The following is a 17189-nucleotide window of genomic DNA, read 5'->3' as shown; positions in this document are numbered from 1 at the left end:
ACGGGGATCGAGACGAAGCTGACGTTCCCGTCGTACTTCCTCGTCGGATTGGCCCGGTAGAGCTCGGCGCCGGTGTAGTGCACGCCGTACCAGTAATAGGTGTCGCCGAACCTGAAGACCCCACCGCCCTGCGAGTAGATGGGGTTGCCGCTGGTGTCGTTCCAGAAGGTGTTGTTCGTGATGGTCTGGAACGTGCCCTCGTCAGCGGCCTCCAGATCGGCAGCGGCGGACATCAGCGCCGTCTTCGCGTCGGCGACGTCCGACGTGCCGGCCGAGGAGTCGCCGGCCACCCCGGCCGCGGTCCGCAACGCCTTGGCGAAGGGTTTCCAGGAGCGGGCCGTGTACTTCGACGGAGTCCGGGTCTGGTACTCGGACACGATGTGTTTCAGGCCGCGGTCCTTCGCCGGTGGGGCAGCGGAACGCCGGTCCTGGACCTCCTTTTCCGGCGCCTGCGCCGTCAGTTTTTCGTTTACCGGCGCCTCCGCCGCAGCGGTACTCGCCGACACCGGGGCCGCCAGCGCCATGGATAACACCGCGGCGGCGGCCCACTTCCAGTACTTCGAGACAGCACGCGATCTGTGCCTCAAGATGTCACCTTCCATCATTCTCAAAGGCGCCGAGATCCGGCGCACTTCCGCTGAAGGGCAGTCCCACGGCGGTGCCCTTGTCGATCAGGGCACTGTTCGCTGCGAGACGGAGGTGGGGCAGCAGCGGCAGGCTTCCGTCGGTCTGTCGGGGCGCGTCCCATCCGGACGTCGACACGCTCTGGAACTGGGAGTCCGACAGGGGGACGCCGAGGTTGAAGGAGTTGTACGCCGCGTTCGTGCCCGTCATGTTCGACGTGGCCGTTCCGGTGTAGGCGATGTTGTTGCGCAGGTTGCCCCGGCCGATGGCGGCGCCGCGCGAGTCGATTCCCAGCATGTTGAAGTTGGGGCGGTTTCCGAAGCCCGTGTTGTTGAAGAAGTCGTTGGCCACCGGGTGGTGGTTGGCGTAGAAGCCGGCCGCCTTGTTGAGGAACGCCACCGAGAAGCGGACGGTGTGTTTCGGCGCGTTGGCCTCGTAGTCACCTCCGTAGCCCCCCGACTTGAACCCGGCCCCGTTACCGGAGGATGTCGTCGTCCCCGGCACGTACCCGTTGCGCCAGGCCCACGAGTTCTCGATGATCACGGGCGAGTAGGTGGAGATGAGGTCGAAACCGTCATCGGCGTTCCACCACGCCCGGCATCCCCGGAACAGATTTGCGGCCCGGCCGGCCTGCGTGTAATGCGCACCGAATCCGTCGGCGTTCTCGCCGGGCCCGTCATTGCTGCGCAGGTCGTAGTTGTCGTGCGCGTCCGAGTTGAGGACGAGGTTGCCGCTCCCGCCGCTGATGAACAGGCCAGTACCCATGTGGTGGTGGGTGTCGATCTGCTCGAAGACGCCGTTGCTGCCGGAGACCCAGATCCCCCAGGACTCGGCATTCCGGGTGTTGTTCTGCGGTACGCCGGTAACGTCCAGTCCTTTGAGATGGATCCAGTTTCCGGTGACGGAGAAGCCCTTGATGCGGCAGTTGTCCGTCATGCGCGAGAAGTCGAAGACCGGTTTCTCGCCCGGATAGGCCCAGTACCGGATCGGGTTGCCGGAGCTGCCGCTCTTGTCCAGGGTGATCGCGTCGACTCTGGCGGTCTGGCTCGAACAGGCGCTGTTCGCGCGGGTATAGGCGTAGGTGCCGCCCCGGAAGTAGACCGTGTCACCCGCCGTGGCGACAGCCTGCGCACGGGCGATCGATGCCCACGGAGCGGCCTGCGTACCCGCTGCTCCGTCGTTTCCGTTCGGGGCGACGTAGTAGGTGTTCCCGGCCGCCGCATCACTCGCGGACGCCGAGCTGGGAACCATCGTGATGGAGCCGGCCGTGACCGCCGAGACCAGGAGGGAACGGGTGACGAACTTCGTGGTTCCAACAGCGTGTTGCCTGACCGCCATCGAGATCTTGATGGAACGTTTCATAGATCCTCCCGTGCAGGGACAGGGCAGGTGATCACCGTCGGTCATGATTTCGTCGGCACGGCCCAGCCGGCCGGTGTGGTGAGGGGCGATCTTCACCGCGGAGTGCGGCGCCGACCGGGAGAGTGATGGGAGTGCTCGGGCATGGGCGCCGTTATCTAAGACGTGTTAAAACGTTTACTAACGCCGGTGACGTGATCGTGTCAAGCGTTACGGCCGTCTTCGTTATCCACCCAGGTGATAATCGCGCGGCGATCCGGCCCCAAGCTCCAGCGACCACGCAAACGCTTTAACCCACGCTCCTCGGTGGCGATCGGGGACGCGCTGAGCCCTTGCCCGCTTCCGTGCGACTGTGACCGCGAGGCCGCGGACTCCAACGCACTCAGCAGCCACCTCTATGAACGATTCAGTGGCGCAGCCCGGGGGCAGCCCGCCCGTACAGGAGCCGGCAAGGCCGTCCCGACGGCCGCCGTCGGCCGCCGGGACGAACCAACTCACCCGCGGAGGTCCATCAGGAGGATGCCGTCGCCCTCGCCCTCCGCCCCGCCCTCGATTTTCAGACCGAAGGCCATGTGCGTGCCGTCGGGCGATACGACCGGATTGTTGGCCCCGAAGCCCTTGTAGTGGTTGAACGTGGTCATCCGCTCGAACGTCCCGGAGCCGTCCAGCGAGAGGCGCCAGATGTCCACCATGCCGGGGAACAGGGCGAAGGCGAGGTCTCGCTCGACCATCGTGTAGCGGCCGGCCGGGTCCGTGCCTTCGGCTTCCTCGTAGAACAGCGAGGTCGGCGCATGATCCTTGACGCTGCCGGTGCTGAGGTTGACGCCCATGGCCTGTCCGCCCTTGTGGAAGTAGGCGGAGAAGATCAGTTCGTCGTCCGGGTCGGCGTCGCCGTCGGGCAGGGACCGGAAGTCCTGAGCCTCGACGGCCGGCGTGGCCAGGGAGACATCGCGCTTGTCGAGGGCAACCCGCCGGTCGGCGATTTCCGGCATGCCGTTGCGGTAGACGATCCGGCCCGTCAGAATCTTCGACTCGCCGAACAGGGCGTCGACGATCACGTCCGGGCTGGTGAAGTCAATGGTCGACTGGTTCCATGCGATGCGGGTGGAACCAGGTTGCTTGGACACCGCGACGCCCTCCCAGCAACTCTCGCCGAGTCGGACCGGGCCGCGTGTACCCAAGGGCCGCTGGAGCACCCACAGTTCGCCGCGGAAGCGGTCACCCTCGGGGTCCTCGGCGCTGCGCTCATCCACCGCGCACATGACGATGTCGCCGTTGGTCAGGTGGTGCGCCCGTAGCACTCCCCCGTGGAGCGCGGTCGACCTGGTCAGATTGCGGCTCGCGCCGGTCGCCAGGTCGTGCTCCCAGAGGTCACCGATCGGAGCGTCGAGGAAGGCGAGGCGCTTGCCATCGGGAGACCAGTCGGCCCGTTGCGGTGCTCCGTCGTTCGGCAGCTGGATGTCCAGCAGCCGGATGTGGTCGGGCAGGTGGTCGACCGGTGAGCCGTCGAGGGTGCCCTTGTTCGGATCGAAGTCCAGCAGCGGCTGCCGGCCTGCGGCAGCGGCCGAGGACGTGTTCTTGTCCGTGGCCCCGACCGGCTGCGCGTGCACCTGAATCAGCAGGCACGCCAGGGTGATTGATCCCGCGAGTACGCGTAAGTGACGGGTAGTCATATTCGGCAGCTTGGCAGTCCGACGATGTCGGCGCAAGAATCTTCTTGCATCGCACGAAGCGCCCAGACCCCGGCCCGAGGGCGGCCCTCCTCTTGTCCTTACAATCACACCTATGCCAGTGCCTACGCGGACGAGGATCCTTGACGCGGCTTGGGATCTGTTCCTGCGGGAGGGATTCGCCGGGACGACCGTGACGCAGATCGAGGCGTCGGCGGGCCTGTCGGCCGGGAGCGGCAGCTTCTATCGGCACTTCCGGTCCAAGGGGGAGGTGCTCCAGGCGGTCGTCGACCGCGAGGTCGACCGCGCCAACGCCGAGCGGCAGACCGGCCCCGAGCCCGAGGAGACCGGAGGCGACGTGCGGGCCGCGCTCGCGGTCGAGTTCGAGCGCCGGCTCGGCAATCTGCGGCGGCTCCACCCGCTCATGGAGCTCGTCGCACGCGAGCGCGACCATCTCGGAGCCTCGGTCGACCATCTCGACGAGCTCTTGGTCGCCCGTAACGTCAGCATCCGTTCGCAGCGGCTGGCCGGCCTGATGGCAGCCGGGGCGATCCCGGCGCGTGACGCGGAGGCCCTCGCGGCGGTCATCACCTTCGCGCTCACCGGTTACCACCTGTCGGTCCGATTCTTCGGACACCAGCCCGCCGGGGTCGGCGAGGAAGCCCTGATCACCACGCTGGTCGACCTTGTCGCAGGCGCTTAGCACGCACCTTGCCTTCGTCGGTCGTTTCCGTTCGAGTTTGATTGTTTGAGTTCGTCTCCTGGACCGGGGCTACGCCATGCATTGAAGTGTCCTCATCACTTCACGAGGAGAGCGCTATGGACATACCGGCAAGAATCAACCGCCGGACCCTGCTCACCGCCGCCGGCGGAACGCTCGTGGCCGGAGCCCTCGGCACCGGCGTGGCGCGAGCCGACGCGACCGTGGGCATCAATCCCGCCGCCGACCAGGGCGCCTGGGAAGGCTGGGGCACCTCCCTGGCATGGTGGGCCAATGTGTTCGGCGACCGGGACGACTTCGCCGACCTGTTCTTCACCACCAAGACGGTGAGCTACAACGGCGCCTCGCTGCCCGGCCTCGGCATGAACATCGCCCGCTACAACCTCGGCGCGTGCAGCTGGAACGACGTCGGCGGCGCGCGCATGGCCGTGTCGCCCAACATCCCGCGGTTCAAGCAGATCGAGGGCTTCTGGCAGGACTGGCGCAACGAGGATCCGGCGTCCTCGGCGTGGAACTGGAACGCCGACGCCAAGCAGCGCGCGATGCTGGTCAAAGCGACCCAGCGCGGCGCGATGAGCGAGCTGTTCGCCAACTCGCCGATGTGGTGGATGTGCAACAACCACAACCCGTCCGGCGCGGCCGACGGTGGCAACAATCTCCAGTCGTGGAACCACCGCCAGCACGCACTGCACCTGGCCGCCACCGCCCGCCGCGCCCGTGACCAGTGGGGCGTGACCTTCCGGACGGTGGACCCGTTCAACGAGCCGTCGTCGAACTGGTGGAAGGCCGACGGCAAGCAGGAGGGCTGCCACATCGACGCGACGACGCAGCGCAGCGTCATCGCCCACCTGCGCACCGAGCTGGACCGGCTGGGCCTGGACGGGGTGGCGGTCGCGGCATCCGACGAGACGAGCTACGACCTCGCCCGCACCACCTGGAACAGCTTCGACTCGGCCACCAAGGGCCGGGTGCGCCAGGTCAACGTGCACGGCTACCAGGGCCTCGGCGGCCGCCGTGACCTGCTGGGCAACGACGTACGCGCGTCGGGCAAGATCCTGTGGAACTCCGAGCACGGTGACAACAACGGCACCGGCATGATGACGGCCCGCTGCCTGCTGATGGACTTCCGCTTGCTCAAGCCGACGGCCTGGTGCTACTGGCAGGTGATGGACCCGACGGCCGGCTGGGGCGCGATCCGCTACAACGGCAGCTCGGGGCAGGCCGGGGCCGTGGAGACGAAGCTGTACGTCCTGGCGCAGTTCACCCGGCACATCCGGCCCGGTATGCGGATCATCAACGCGGGCGTGGATTACGCGGTGGCGGCGCACGACCCGGCCGCGCAGCGCCTGGTGATCGTTGCCGCGAACAACGGTGCCGCGCAGACCCTGACCTTCAATCTCTCGGCGTTCGGTACGGTGCCGAACGGCACGGCCACCCGCTGGTCGACGCTGACCTCGGGATCCGGTGACCGGTACACCCGGCGCCAGGACCTCACGGTGAGCGGCAAGCTCGTACGCGTGCCGTTCGCGGCCGGCGCCGTACAGACCATCCAGGTGGACGGGGTGGTCCGGTGAAGAGCGTAGTGGCGGCGACGGTGCTCGCCGCCTCCGTGCTCCAGCCTCAACTGCAGCCCCAGCCGACCGTCGCACACGCGGGGCCGAGTGTGACCTTTCTGGCGGATACCGTGCTGGACCAGTCCGCGCTGTACTTCGTGTCGTACGACGGGCTGGTCAACAACAACGCGTTCCAGGACGCGCTGGTCACCTACAACGGGTACCAGTACGCGGCCTGGTACACCTCCAGCCGCAACGCCGTGATCGCGCGGCGTGCGCTGAGCGGGGGCGGCTGGGAGAAGGCCGTGCTGCCGCACCGGCTGAGCGTCAACGATTCGCACAACGTGATCTCGATCGGCATCTCGCCACAGGACGGCACCCTGCACGTCGCGATGGACACCCACAACACCCGGCTGTACTACACGAAGTCGGTGGCGGGGCTCGCCACCCAGCCCGGCTCACACCAGTGGTCGCCGTCGGTGTTCGGCACGGTGCAGCGGACTCTTGGGGGCGTCGAGCTGGGGAACATGACGTACCCGCAGTTCGTCGTGACGCCCGAGGGCGCGCTGCAGTTCAGCTACCGGACCGGCGGGTCGGGCAACGGCGTGAACGAGCTCGCCGAGTACACGGGCGGCAGCTGGCGGAAGCTGGGCGGGTGGTCGTCCGCGACCGGGAACTACACGGGGCCCAACGGTGTCGTCTCCACGACGCGAAACATGTACCTGCACGGTCTCACCTACGACCGGCGCGGGCGGCTGCACGCGGCGTTCACCTGGCGCGAGGGCAACACCAGGGTGCTGTGCAGCCCCGGCGGTCTGAGCAACCACGACACCGGTTACGTCTACAGCGACGACCGGGGCCGCACCTGGCGCAATGGCGCGGGCACGGTCGTCGGGACCACCGGCGGCACCCGGATCTCGGTCAACTCGCCGGGCCTGATCGCCGACCCCGTGGACCCGAACCACGGCCTGATGAACCAGGAGGGCCAAGGCGCGGACTCCGCCGGCACACCCCACGTCGTGATCAGCTACGTGCCGGGCAGGTTCACCCAGTGCGTCTCGAACTACGCACAGCAGCGCACCCAGTACGGCCGCACCTTCCACGTCGTGCGCAACGCGAACGGCACCTGGACCAAACGCGAGGTCCCGGTCCCACCGGGCAGCACGCAGCGCACAAAACTGGTCTTCGACCGCAACGACAACGCCTACCTGGTGATGCCGCGCGGCCGGATCGTCTCGGCGAGCAAGGCCGAAGGCTGGAAGGACTGGACCCTGGTCTTCGACCGGCCGTCGATGAACGCGTTCGGCGAGGTCAACGTCGACACGTCCAGAGTGGCGGTGGACGGCGTCCTGTCGTTCCAGTACCAGCAGCGCTCGACCGGCACCACACCGTCGCCGATCCGGGTGATCGACGTTCGCCTCGGCTGATCGTCAGCCGCGAGTCGATGAGCTCCGTCCCGCCGGAATCAACGCTGTCCTGGCAGCGAGCGGCGCGGCGCCGACCGCTTCGCGTTGCCGGGCAGCGGGTTCGGCGAGCCCGGCAGCGACGAGGCCCGGATCATCAGCTCCGGGAGGATAAGGGCCCGTTCGACGGGCCGACGGCTGCCCTCGAGGAGGCGTGCCACCAGCATCTCCACGGCCATACGGCCCACCAGCGCCTTCGGCGGCCGCACCGCCGTGATGGCCGGATCGGCGAGATGGGCGACCTCGTCGTCGTAGCTGACGAGCGCCATGTCGTCGGGAACGCGGACCCCTCGCTCCGTCAGGTACTGGAGCAGCGAGATGGCATCGGGATCGCTGTGGACGATGAGTGCGGTGGTGCGTGAGTGGCGGCAGCCATCGAGGATGTCGCTGATGATCCCGCGGTGCCCGGGCATGCTGAGCGCGATGCTCTCACGTATCAGGAAGTCGTCGGGGAGGCCGAGCTCGCCGCAGACGCGGTGCCAGCCGACGGCGAGGTGAGCCGACGTGGGGCTGCCCTTGGACAGGACGAGCCCGAGGTTGCGGTGGCCGAGCGCATGCAGGTGCCGGACCGCCATCTCCAGGCCGAGCGCGTGGTCGCTGCGCACCCATTCCAGCTGGTGCGGCGTCGGGGTCCACTCGGGTGTCTTGCGCTCCACGAAGACGACGGGGATGGGCAACTTGCTGATCCAGTCGATCATTTCGTTCGTCTCGCGCGGGTCGGGGCCGTCCAGGTTCGGCGCCAGCAGCAAACCCTGCACCTGGCCCGATTCAGTCAGCCGGACGATTTGCCTGCGGTCCTCCGCCCGGTCGTAACTGGAGCCGCGCAGCTGCATGTTCACACCGTGCGCGGCCGCGGCCTTACGGGCGCCGCTGACGATCTGCGGCCAGTAGAAATCCAGCGAGGGAACCACCATCCCGAGCGTGAACGCGGGCGTCTTGAGCCGTCGTCGGCGCACCGGCTCCCGCTCCAGCGCCGACGGCAGCGTGGCCCCGCCGTGCACCCGGGTCAGCAGACCGCGATCGGCGAGGGCGGCGATGTCCCGCCGGATGGTCAGCTCGCTGACCGACAGCTCCCGGGCGAGATCGCGTACGCGAACGGCCCCGTGCAACCGAAGCTGGTCCATCAGCCTCTCCCGGCGCTGCACGGCGAACATTTGCTGCGTTCCGATGGACCTCATGGGTCGTCCCCTCCCGTTCGGTACGGACCTGGGTGCCATGTTCGGTTCTGGTCGGACTATGTCGTATGTGTTCGAGCTCTGGTGGCTACGTATGGGCGACCACTATCTCTGACTCAGCGTCATCCGGCTGGAACTCTCAGGAAACACAAACGGCACCCGTCCTGGTGGCGTGTCCCCGAGGCGGAGGAGCACGCACTTGATGCAGTCCAAGCCTCGCGCGCTGATCGTGATGAGCAAGTCCAGTTCGAGGCGCACTTCGACCGGGACCGGCTGCGGCGACTGGCCGACTCGGTGACCCTGGAGGAGCCGTGCTGGACCCACGACGTCGACGGTGAGTCATCCCGCGAGCGGCGGGCCCGCGCCGAGGTGCTGCTCACGTCATGGGGCGCGCCCGCGCTGACCTCGCAGCGGCTCGCCGCGGCCCAGGTTGCGCGCGGTACTGCACGGCGCGGGCAGCGTGCGCGACCTGGTCGGCCAAGAGGTGTGGCAGCGAGGGATCCGGGTGACCAGCGCCGCGGACACCAACGCCGTCCCCGGTGGCCGAATACACCCTGGCGGCGATCATCTTCGCGGGCAAGAAGGCACCGTTTCTCGCCGCCGACTACGCTCCGCGAAGACCTACACCATCAGCGCCGAGGTTGTCGCCGGGACAGATGTACGCGACCGGCATCGCCGACTCGCCCGAACCCTCGCCCCGTTACCGGAGGAGTCCCTACCCGGCTTCCTCTTGCGCCTCTCGTACCGACTGGAGAGCTCCCCCTGACGCATCACCGAGCTCCTCGGCCTGGGGCAGCGCCACAACGACATCGCGTACGCGCATCTGCGCACCCTCCCCGCCGCGCTGGCCCAACAGTTCGCCCATCGCGCCCACGTGAGTATGGAAGAGGCACACGCACTCACGCTGCAGCGCTTCGCGCAGACATACCCCGCCCTGCGCAAGGTCCGCGCCGATACACCTCGGATGGGCGGAACCGCACTCGCCCAGTGGACCTCGTCACAAGAAGTGTGACCGGGCTCGCTAGTTGGCACCAGGCCACGTTCACGACCTGCACTGATGCCAAGTAGCTTCAGTGGCCGGAGTCGCGGAATCAGCGAAATAGTTGGCACTTTTACAGCACAGGTTATGAGGCGTTTGTCGCCATAGCGGGGCCAGAGATCTTCGGCGGCGACAGCGGCCCGGCTCTTGGAGTGAGGGACGCTGGTGAACGGGAAGCCGCTCGCACAGTCCCGCATCGTGATCGGCGCCGCCCGCACAGTCCAGGGGGACGCGTACGCGCGCAGCTGGAGAAGTGGCGCCTCACGGACATCCCCGTGGACACTGCCAACCGTCTCCAGGGCCATGAGTCGAAATCACCCTCGTCTGGCACCCGCTCTCCGGCCGCCAGGTCGCCTCCGCCTTCCATCTGGAGACCGGCCTCCTGTGCGTCCTGCTCTCCCGCCGCTCTTTCGCCGACATCGTCGTGGCCCGCGCCGGCATCACAGACCTCTTGGACCGGCGTTCCCGCAGCAGCCCGGTCTACCTCGACGTACCTCCGAAGCCTGAGCGGTGTTGCGGCATCACCAAGGACGAGCCCTTTCCCCGGTTTCAATACCGACTCCCCTTCAGCAGGGAACTCGTCTTCGACGACGCTCTCGTCCGCGAGATCTCCGAACGCCAACTGCGCCGCCTGGCAGAGATCGACGGCTTCCACGAGGCCGCCGACCTGCGCGACAGTTCTCCTCCGCGGTCCTGCCGCCGTGGTGCCGCAAGTCCCCGAAGGTCAGCGAGGTGCTGCCGCTGCTCTACCTGCACGGCCTGTCATCGGGTGACTTCGTTCCGGCGCTGGAGCAGTTCCTCGGCTCGGCGGCCGGGCTCTCGCCCGCCACCATCACCCGGCTCACCCAGCAGTGGCAGGCCGATCACGCCGCCTTCAAGGACCGCGACCTCGCGGAGGTCGACTACGTGTACGTGTGGGCCGACGGCATCCACCTCAACGTCCGCCTGGAAGAGGCCAGAGCCTGCGTGCTCGTGCTCATCGGGGTCCGCGCCGACGGGTCCAAGGAACTGGTCGCCCTCAAGGACGGCTACCGCGAATCCTCCGAGTCATGGGCCGACTTGATGCGCGACTGCGCCCGCCGGGGCATGCGCGCCCCGGTCCTCGCGGTCGGCGACGGCGCCCTGGGCTTCTGGAAGGCCCTGGCCGAGGTGTTCCCCGAAACCCGCGAGCAAAGGTGCTGGGTTCACAAAACGGCCAACGTCCTCGACTCCATGCCGAAGTCCGCGCAGCCCGGCGCGAAGAAGGCCATCCAGGACATCTACAACGCCGAGGACCGCGACCACGCCGAGGCAGCGATCACAACCTTCGCCAAGCTCTACGGCGCGAAGTTCCCCAAGGCCGTCAAGAAGATCACCGACGACCAGGAGCAACTGCTGGCGTTCTACGACTTCCCGGCCGAGCACTGGATCCACCTGCGGACCACGAACCCCATTGAGTCCACGTTCTCCACCGTCCGGCTGCGGACCAAGGTCACCCGCGGCGCCGGCTCCCGCACCGCTGCCCTGGCGATGGTCTTCAAGCTCGTCGAGTCCGCCCAGGCCCGCTGGCGGGCAGTGAACGCACCCCACCTCGTCGCCCTCGTCCGCGCCGGAGCCCGCTTCGAACGCGGCCAGCTCATCGAGCGCCCCGAGCTCAGCGCAGCCTGAGCCACCTCAACTGATCCACAACTCTTGACAATGACTCGAGCCTAGACACGACTCGGGACTCCCTGCGACCAGAATCTGCGCACCGTGTCTCAGTACGCACGATCATCTAGTGGGAGACACGAACGCACAGCACGCCCGCCACCAGCCCTGAGGAAGCAGCAGGTCAGCCGCCTCAGACAGTCTGCAAGCCAGGTCCGCTACCCTCCGGTCCGCACCTCGCTACGGTGCCAACTGTCCCGCTTTTGTGCCAACTAAAAAGCCTCGTCACAGCGAGACTAACGCCGTACCCGCGGCATCCCCAGGCCGATCCACGAGATGATCTCGCGCTGTATCTCGTTGTTGCCGCCGCCGAAGGTGAAGATGACGGCCGAGCGGTAGCCGCGTTCGAGTTCGCCGTGGAGGACCACGCCCGTGGAGCTCTCCTTGAGGGTGCCGGCGGTGGCGACGACCTCCATGAGCCAGGCGTAGGCGTCGCGGCGGGCCTCGGAGCCGTAGACCTTGACGGCGGAGGCGTCCTGTGGGGTCAGGGTACCGTCCTGGGCGGCGCCGACCATGCGCCAGTTGAGGAGTTTGAGGGCGTCGAGCTTCACGTGGGTTCGGGCGAGGCGGCGGCGTACCCAGGGGAGATCGATGACACGGCGGCCGTCGGCGAGTTTGGTCTCCATGGCCCAGCGCTGGACGTTGTGCAGGGAACGGATGGCCATGGTGCCGTGGGCGGCGAGGGTGACGCGTTCATGGTTGAGCTGGTTGGTGATCAGGCGCCAGCCCTTGTTCTCCTCGCCGACGCGGCGGGAGACGGGCACGCGGATGTCCTCGTAGTAGCTGGCCGTGGTGTCGTGGCCGGCGAGGGTGTTGATCAGGGTGCAGGAGTAGCCGGGCTCCGTCGTCGGGACGAGGAGCATGGTGATGCCCTTGTGGGGTGGGGCGTCGGGGTCGGTGCGCACCGCCAGCCACACCCAGTCCGCCGTGTCGCCGTTGGTCGTCCAGATCTTCTGGCCGTTGACGACGTACTGGTCGCCGTCCCTGACCGCGCGGGTCTTCAGCGAGGCCAGGTCCGTGCCGGCGTCGGGTTCGCTGTAGCCGATGGCGAAGTCGATCTCGCCGGAGAGGATGCGCGGCAGGAAGTACGACTTCTGCTCGTCGGTGCCGAACTGCATGATCGTCGGGCCGACGGTGTTCAGCGCCATCAGCGGCAGTGGGACACCGGCCTGGGCGGCCTCGTCGAAGAAGATGAACTGTTCGATGGCGGTCAGGCCCCGTCCGCCGTACTCCTTCGGCCAGCCCACGCCGAGCCAACCGTCGGTGCCGAGGCGGCGGATGGTCTCGCGGTAGTACCGTTTCTGCGCTGCCGGGTCGGCGTGGCGGGTGTGGGCGCCCTCCGGGACCAACTCGGCGAAGTAGGCGCGTAGTTCGGTGCGCAACCGCTGCTGCTCGGGCGTGTGTTCGAGGTGCACGGCGCCTCCAGGCTCCCCAGGGCCGACCTGACCGCGCACACGCTAGAACGTGTTCCAGTAATTGGGAACACATGGGACCGAAACGCGGGTCGGACGAGGCTCCGAGGAGGCGGACTCAGCCGAGGGTGGCGAGGAAGTCCGTGCAGGCCTGGGCGCACTCGCGGCAGGCCTTGGCCCCTTCCTCGACACCCGCGTGGGCGTCGAAGACGTGTGCGGTCTCCAGGCACACGGTCCGGCACCACTCCACCTGGACACGGATGGCGTCCTCGTCGAGGCCGGGCTGTTCGGAGAGCACCCTGCAGGTGGCGTCGCACACCTCCGCGCACATGATGCCCTTGCGTCGCATCTTCTCCTGGTCTTCGGGCCCGTCCGGATCGGCGAGGCTCGCCCGCAGCGCGCAGGCACGCGCACACTCGGTGCATGCCTGCGCACACGCGAAGCGGTCCTCGAGGAACCGGATGAGCTCCTGCTGGGATGTCGTCGTCGAGGTCACGACGAGCGGGTAGCCGGAGCCGATCCCACCAAACACGCAGGGCCACACAGCGCGGGGAGGCACCCCCGACGACGCCCCCGCCGGTTCCCCCGGTTCCGTTTCCGTGCCGTGGGACGGGGCACCCGTCGACTCCCGGCGCTTCACCACGGTCGGCCGTGCACGGAGATCCGGTTCACTCAACGCATTGGGGGTATTCATCCCTTATGAACATGGAATGGACTGATATAGCCGCAGAACGAAGCGTCCTGGGCGGTATCGCACCGTTCCTTGCCGGTGTCGTCGTGGTGGCCATGCTGCTCGGTGCCGTGTGGCTGGGCGCGCGTGTACGCGCTCGTGAACCGCGTCGACCGCGGCCCGAGGAGCAGCCCCGGATGCCGGAAGGCGGGCCCGTCCGCGAGGAGCGGGCGAACCGCGAGCCGGACGAGATCCCGCAGAGCGACAACCGGCTGACCCCGTACGAGGTGCACGGGAACAAGGGCTCCCGCCCGAGCGAGGACACGGAGCGGCCCCGCTGGAGCAAGGGCGGCAGCGGTTCGTTCGGGAGCGGCGGCCTCGGCGCCCACTGACCGACGTCGTCAACACGGCCATGGCGCCACCCCCGACCTGGGGTGGCGCCATGGCCGTGTTCCGTCGCACACCCTCGCGAGCACGCGGTGCGACGGCTAGGCAGGGGTGTCCAGCGGCAGACCGGTGTAGTTCTCGGCCAGTTCGGCGGCCGCGTGCCGGGAGGTGGCGACCCGGTCGAGCAGGGAGAGCTGCAGCTTGGTCTCGAACGGGGACTGCGCCGGATCGGCGTGCAGGGTCGTGGTCATGAAGTAGGAGAAGTGCTCCGCCCGCCAGACCCGCCGCAGGCATGTGTCGGAGTAGGCGTCGAGCAGTTCGGTCGAGCCGGTCTCCTTGAGTCGGGTGAAGGCGCGGGCCAGCACGATCACGTCGGTGGCAGCCAGGTTGAGCCCCTTCGCGCCGGTGGGCGGCACGATGTGGGCGGCGTCACCGGCCAGGAAGACCCGGCCGTACCGCATCGGCTCGGTGACGTGGCTGCGCATCGGCAGAACCGCCTTGGAGGTGACGGGCCCGCGCTTGAGCCGCCAGCCGGGGTTCGCGGTGAGGGCGAAACGGGCGTCCAGCTCGTCCCAGATCCGCTCGTCGGACCATTCGGCGGGGTCCGTGCCGTTCGGAACCTGGAGGTAGAGGCGGCTCACGGACCGCGATCGCATGCTCGCCAGCGCGAAGCCGCGCTCGGAGTGGGCGTAGATCAGCTCGTCGTAGACAGGCGGGGCGTCGGCGAGGATGCCCAGCCAGGAGTAGGGGTACGTCCGCTCGTACGTCGTCCGCACACCGTCCGGGACCGCGTCCCGGGCCACACCGTGGAAACCGTCGCAGCCGACCACATAGTCGCAGGTCAGGGTCTGCTCGCGCCCCTCGTGGGTATAGCGGACGACCGGACGGTCGCTGTCGGCGCCTTCCACCGCGCGCACCTCGGCCTCGAACAGCAGGGGCCCGCCGTCGGCGAGCTGGAGGGCGATGAGGTCCTTGACGACCTCGGTCTGGGCGTAGACCCAGACGCGGCGTCCGCCGGTCAGTTCGGGGAAGTCGACGCGATGGGCGCGCCCGTCGAAGCGCAGCTCGATACCGTCGTGGGGCATGCCCTCGGCGTCCAGCCGCGCACCGGCGCCGGCGGCGCGCAGGACGTCGACGGTGGCCTGCTCCAGGATTCCGGCGCGCTGGCGCTGTTCGACGTAGGCCCGGTCCTTGCGCTCCAGAACCACACTGTCGATGCCCGCGTTGTGCAGTAGACGCGCCAGCAGCAGGCCCGCCGGGCCGCCGCCGATGATGCCGACGGTGGTGTGCATGAGTACTCCTCGTCGTGAGGACGAGCCGCGTCCCGTCCGCCGGGCCGACCTTGTTCGTCAGGTGAACTTCACTTCACTGATTTGTTGGCATGAGTGTGCGTCCGGTCCGCTCCCCTGTCAACAGTCACACTGTGCAGAGGGCCGGCCGGGCGGTCAGGTTCCGTCCAGGGGGCGCTCAGTGCGCACCGTCTTGTGTCCGGCGCAGTCGTCGGGCTTCACGGAAGAGGTGGTTCGTGCGGTCGGCGAGTACGCCGCCCAGCAGCAGCTCCGGGACGTAGAAGGACCGCGCCGCGGCGGCCACCTCCCGCGCCGACAGGGCGATCTGGACGACCTGGGTACGTCTGATCTCGTCGATCGAGCTGGCCCAGACGACGCGCCGCAGATCCGCCCACGCCATCGCACTCATACACATGGCGCACGGCTCGCCCGTGGTGTAGAGGGTGGTGTCGGCCCAACCCTGGTTGCCGTGGCGGCGCATGTAGTCGTTCATGGCGACCACCTCACCGTGGAACATCGGGTTGTCCGTCCCCGTGTTGACACCGCTCCCCAGGACCTCGCCTGTGCCGGTGTCGACGATCACCGCACCGAACGGCCATTGCGGATTGTTCCGGGCCTGCTCGATGGCCAGCCCCATGGACCGCTCGTGCCCGCCGCCCACGTCCGGGTGGGCAGGCACGTCCGGGAGCGGCTGGCGGGACGGGGCGAACGACACGGCGGCTCCCGCCGCCGCGGCGCCCCACCGGCCGACAAACTGACGCCTGCCCGAGTCCATGCACGTCTCCTCACCCGAAACCGTCGACTCCGCAGGGTAGCCGAGTCCTCACGGATCGTCTCGGGTCGGTCCCGGCGGGAGGTGACGGGGGATCCGCCGCGGGGACGTCAGTCAGGCGAGGGGTCAGACCCACCAGCGGCGTCACCACGTCACATCCTCACTGTCAGGCGAGGAAGTGGAAACCGGGGTGGGGATGCATCAGGAAGTCGTGGTGGGAGATGTTCCACGCGTAGGCGCCCGCGAGGGCGAACGCCACCCGGTCCCCGGCCCGCAGCCCCGGCGTGTGGGCGTCACGGGCGAGGAGGTCCTTCGGGGTGCACAACTGTCCGGTGAGGCTGACGTGTTCCCCCTCGGCCGCCGGGCGCGGCCAAGGGTGTGGCCACTCCTCGACGGGGAGTACCGAGCAGGGCTGGTCGTGCCCCTTGGTCGCCGGGGTGCGCAGATGGTGGGTGCCGCCGCGGACCACGGCGAACTCCTCGCCGTGGCTGCGCTTCACGTCCAGCACCTCGGTGGCGTACCAGCCGCAGTAGGCGGTCAGTGCCCGGCCGGGTTCGATCCGGAGGGTCAGTTCGGGATGGGCGGCGGCTAGTCGGGCGAGGCCTTCGCCGTAGGTCTTCCAGTCGAAGCGGCACTCGGGGTGCGCGTAGTCGACGCTCATGCCACCGCCGACGTTCACCTCGGAGAGTGGGACACCGAGTCCTGTCGCCCAGTCCACGATCGAGCGGGCCACGCAGACCTGCTCGGGTGCGTCGAGACCGCTCGCCAAGTGGGCGTGGACGCCGAGCAGTTCGAGGTGCGGGTGGGTGCCGTCCGTGAGGAGGCGCAGTACGTGCGGTGCCTGCGCGGGGTCGAGGCCGAACGGCGTGGGGCGTCCGCCCATCGCGAGCGAGCTGCCCGCCAGGGAGCCGTCCGCCACGGCGAGGTTGAAGCGGAGCAGTACCCCGACCCGCTCCCCCGGCGACACCTGCCGTGCCAGTTCGGCCAGCACGCGCAGGTCGTGTTCGCTCTCCACATGGAAGCGCTCGACGCCGTGCGCCAGGGCGGCGCGGATCTCGTCGGGGGTCTTGCCGGGGCCACCGAAGGCGAGCGGGCGGCCCGGTACGGCCTTGGCGACCTGGGCGAGTTCGCCGCCGGAGGAGACCTCGTAGCCGTCGACGTACGGGCCGAGCGCGGCCAGGATCTCCGGCTCGGGATTGGCCTTGGCCGCGTAGTACAGCTCGACACGTTCGGGGAGGGCGGCGCGTACCTGTGCGGCGTGTTCGCGCAGAGCGGTCAAGTCGTAGACGTAGGCGGGCAGATCGGTGGGCGGCAGGGACAGGACACGGTCGCGTACGGCGGAGGTGGGAAGGGTCATCGGGGGCTCCTG

At 68.4% G+C, this 17189-nt stretch carries 12 protein-coding genes and 2 pseudogenes; 5 read left to right on the top strand and 9 right to left on the bottom strand.

The annotated features are described in order from the left end of the window. The 3 genes and pseudogenes from ACFY9I_RS30995 to ACFY9I_RS30985 form a co-directional block, all read right to left on the bottom strand. Positions 1-524: pseudogene (locus ACFY9I_RS30995) on the bottom strand (hypothetical protein); the annotation flags it as partial. A gap of 67 nt (positions 525-591) precedes the next feature. Continuing rightward, a complete protein-coding gene (locus tag ACFY9I_RS30990) occupies positions 592-1986 on the bottom strand; it encodes a right-handed parallel beta-helix repeat-containing protein (RefSeq protein ID WP_391007567.1) in 1395 nt (464 codons plus the stop codon). Between the two features lie 491 nt (positions 1987-2477). Next, positions 2478-3656: a hypothetical protein gene (locus ACFY9I_RS30985; RefSeq protein WP_391007566.1), complete on the bottom strand. Its 1179-nt coding sequence runs from the start codon at positions 3654-3656 to the stop codon at positions 2478-2480. Between the two features lie 112 nt (positions 3657-3768). On the opposite strand from ACFY9I_RS30985, the gene ACFY9I_RS30980 reads away from it, so the two are divergent. The 3 genes from ACFY9I_RS30980 to ACFY9I_RS30970 all read left to right on the top strand — a co-directional run bounded on the left by ACFY9I_RS30980 (position 3769) and on the right by ACFY9I_RS30970 (position 7354). Next, positions 3769-4356 (top strand): TetR/AcrR family transcriptional regulator, encoded by a 588-nt coding sequence (locus tag ACFY9I_RS30980; protein ID WP_095755887.1) that lies wholly within the window; start codon positions 3769-3771, stop codon positions 4354-4356. Positions 4357-4472: 116 nt separating this feature from the next. After that, the gene (locus ACFY9I_RS30975) at positions 4473-5948 is read left to right on the top strand and encodes a glycoside hydrolase (RefSeq protein WP_391007564.1); all 1476 of its coding nucleotides are present in this window, start codon (positions 4473-4475) and stop codon (positions 5946-5948) included. Further along, on the top strand, positions 5945-7354 hold the full coding sequence (locus tag ACFY9I_RS30970; protein WP_391007562.1) for a BNR-4 repeat-containing protein: 1410 nt from the start codon (positions 5945-5947) through the stop codon (positions 7352-7354). The genes ACFY9I_RS30975 and ACFY9I_RS30970 overlap by 4 nt, the downstream gene beginning before the upstream one ends. A gap of 38 nt (positions 7355-7392) precedes the next feature. Here ACFY9I_RS30970 and ACFY9I_RS30965 read toward each other — a convergent pair whose 3' ends face one another. Beyond that, positions 7393-8568, bottom strand: a complete 1176-nt coding sequence (locus ACFY9I_RS30965; protein WP_391007561.1) for a substrate-binding domain-containing protein — start codon at positions 8566-8568, stop codon at positions 7393-7395. A 1633-nt stretch (positions 8569-10201) separates the two neighbouring features. Here ACFY9I_RS30965 and ACFY9I_RS30960 point away from each other — a divergent pair. Continuing rightward, a pseudogene (locus ACFY9I_RS30960) lies at positions 10202-11251 on the top strand (IS256 family transposase); the annotation flags it as partial. A gap of 275 nt (positions 11252-11526) precedes the next feature. On the opposite strand, the gene ACFY9I_RS30955 reads toward ACFY9I_RS30960, so the two are convergent. Both ACFY9I_RS30955 and ACFY9I_RS30950 read right to left on the bottom strand, forming a co-directional pair. Continuing rightward, complete coding sequence (locus ACFY9I_RS30955) at positions 11527-12705, bottom strand: acyl-CoA dehydrogenase family protein (RefSeq protein WP_391007559.1); 1179 nt, start codon at positions 12703-12705, stop codon at positions 11527-11529. Positions 12706-12820: 115 nt separating this feature from the next. Next, the gene (locus ACFY9I_RS30950) at positions 12821-13198 is read right to left on the bottom strand and encodes a ferredoxin (protein ID WP_391007557.1); all 378 of its coding nucleotides are present in this window, start codon (positions 13196-13198) and stop codon (positions 12821-12823) included. Between the two features lie 203 nt (positions 13199-13401). On the opposite strand from ACFY9I_RS30950, the gene ACFY9I_RS30945 reads away from it, so the two are divergent. Next, positions 13402-13764, top strand: coding sequence for a DUF6479 family protein (locus ACFY9I_RS30945; protein ID WP_391007555.1), 363 nt, complete (start codon positions 13402-13404; stop codon positions 13762-13764). Between the two features lie 96 nt (positions 13765-13860). Here ACFY9I_RS30945 and ACFY9I_RS30940 read toward each other — a convergent pair whose 3' ends face one another. From ACFY9I_RS30940 to ACFY9I_RS30930, 3 genes are all read right to left on the bottom strand, one after another. Continuing rightward, positions 13861-15051 carry a 4-hydroxybenzoate 3-monooxygenase gene (locus tag ACFY9I_RS30940; RefSeq protein WP_391007553.1) on the bottom strand — a complete coding sequence of 397 codons (1191 nt, stop codon included), beginning with the start codon at positions 15049-15051 and terminating at the stop codon, positions 13861-13863. Positions 15052-15226: 175 nt separating this feature from the next. Beyond that, positions 15227-15823 carry a deaminase gene (locus ACFY9I_RS30935; RefSeq protein WP_391007551.1) on the bottom strand — a complete coding sequence of 199 codons (597 nt, stop codon included), beginning with the start codon at positions 15821-15823 and terminating at the stop codon, positions 15227-15229. A 163-nt stretch (positions 15824-15986) separates the two neighbouring features. After that, on the bottom strand, positions 15987-17177 hold the full coding sequence (locus ACFY9I_RS30930; RefSeq protein WP_391007549.1) for an alanine racemase: 1191 nt from the start codon (positions 17175-17177) through the stop codon (positions 15987-15989). Positions 17178-17189: the final 12 nt, after the last annotated feature.

The organism is Streptomyces sp. NPDC012510, from assembly GCF_042955065.1.
GTDB lineage: Bacteria > Actinomycetota > Actinomycetes > Streptomycetales > Streptomycetaceae > Streptomyces.
This window is presented reverse-complemented; position numbering and strand designations above follow the sequence as displayed.

Coding starts and splice junctions, on each gene's coding strand:
- ACFY9I_RS30990 (WP_391007567.1), bottom strand. CDS start 1,986: ATGAAACGTTCCATCAAGATCTCGATGGCGGTCAGGCAACACGCTGTT.
- ACFY9I_RS30985 (WP_391007566.1), bottom strand. CDS start 3,656: ATGACTACCCGTCACTTACGCGTACTCGCGGGATCAATCACCCTGGCG.
- ACFY9I_RS30980 (WP_095755887.1), top strand. CDS start 3,769: ATGCCAGTGCCTACGCGGACGAGGATCCTTGACGCGGCTTGGGATCTG.
- ACFY9I_RS30975 (WP_391007564.1), top strand. CDS start 4,473: ATGGACATACCGGCAAGAATCAACCGCCGGACCCTGCTCACCGCCGCC.
- ACFY9I_RS30965 (WP_391007561.1), bottom strand. CDS start 8,568: ATGAGGTCCATCGGAACGCAGCAAATGTTCGCCGTGCAGCGCCGGGAG.
- ACFY9I_RS30945 (WP_391007555.1), top strand. CDS start 13,402: ATGAACATGGAATGGACTGATATAGCCGCAGAACGAAGCGTCCTGGGC.
- ACFY9I_RS30940 (WP_391007553.1), bottom strand. CDS start 15,051: ATGCACACCACCGTCGGCATCATCGGCGGCGGCCCGGCGGGCCTGCTG.
- ACFY9I_RS30935 (WP_391007551.1), bottom strand. CDS start 15,823: ATGGACTCGGGCAGGCGTCAGTTTGTCGGCCGGTGGGGCGCCGCGGCG.
- ACFY9I_RS30930 (WP_391007549.1), bottom strand. CDS start 17,177: ATGACCCTTCCCACCTCCGCCGTACGCGACCGTGTCCTGTCCCTGCCG.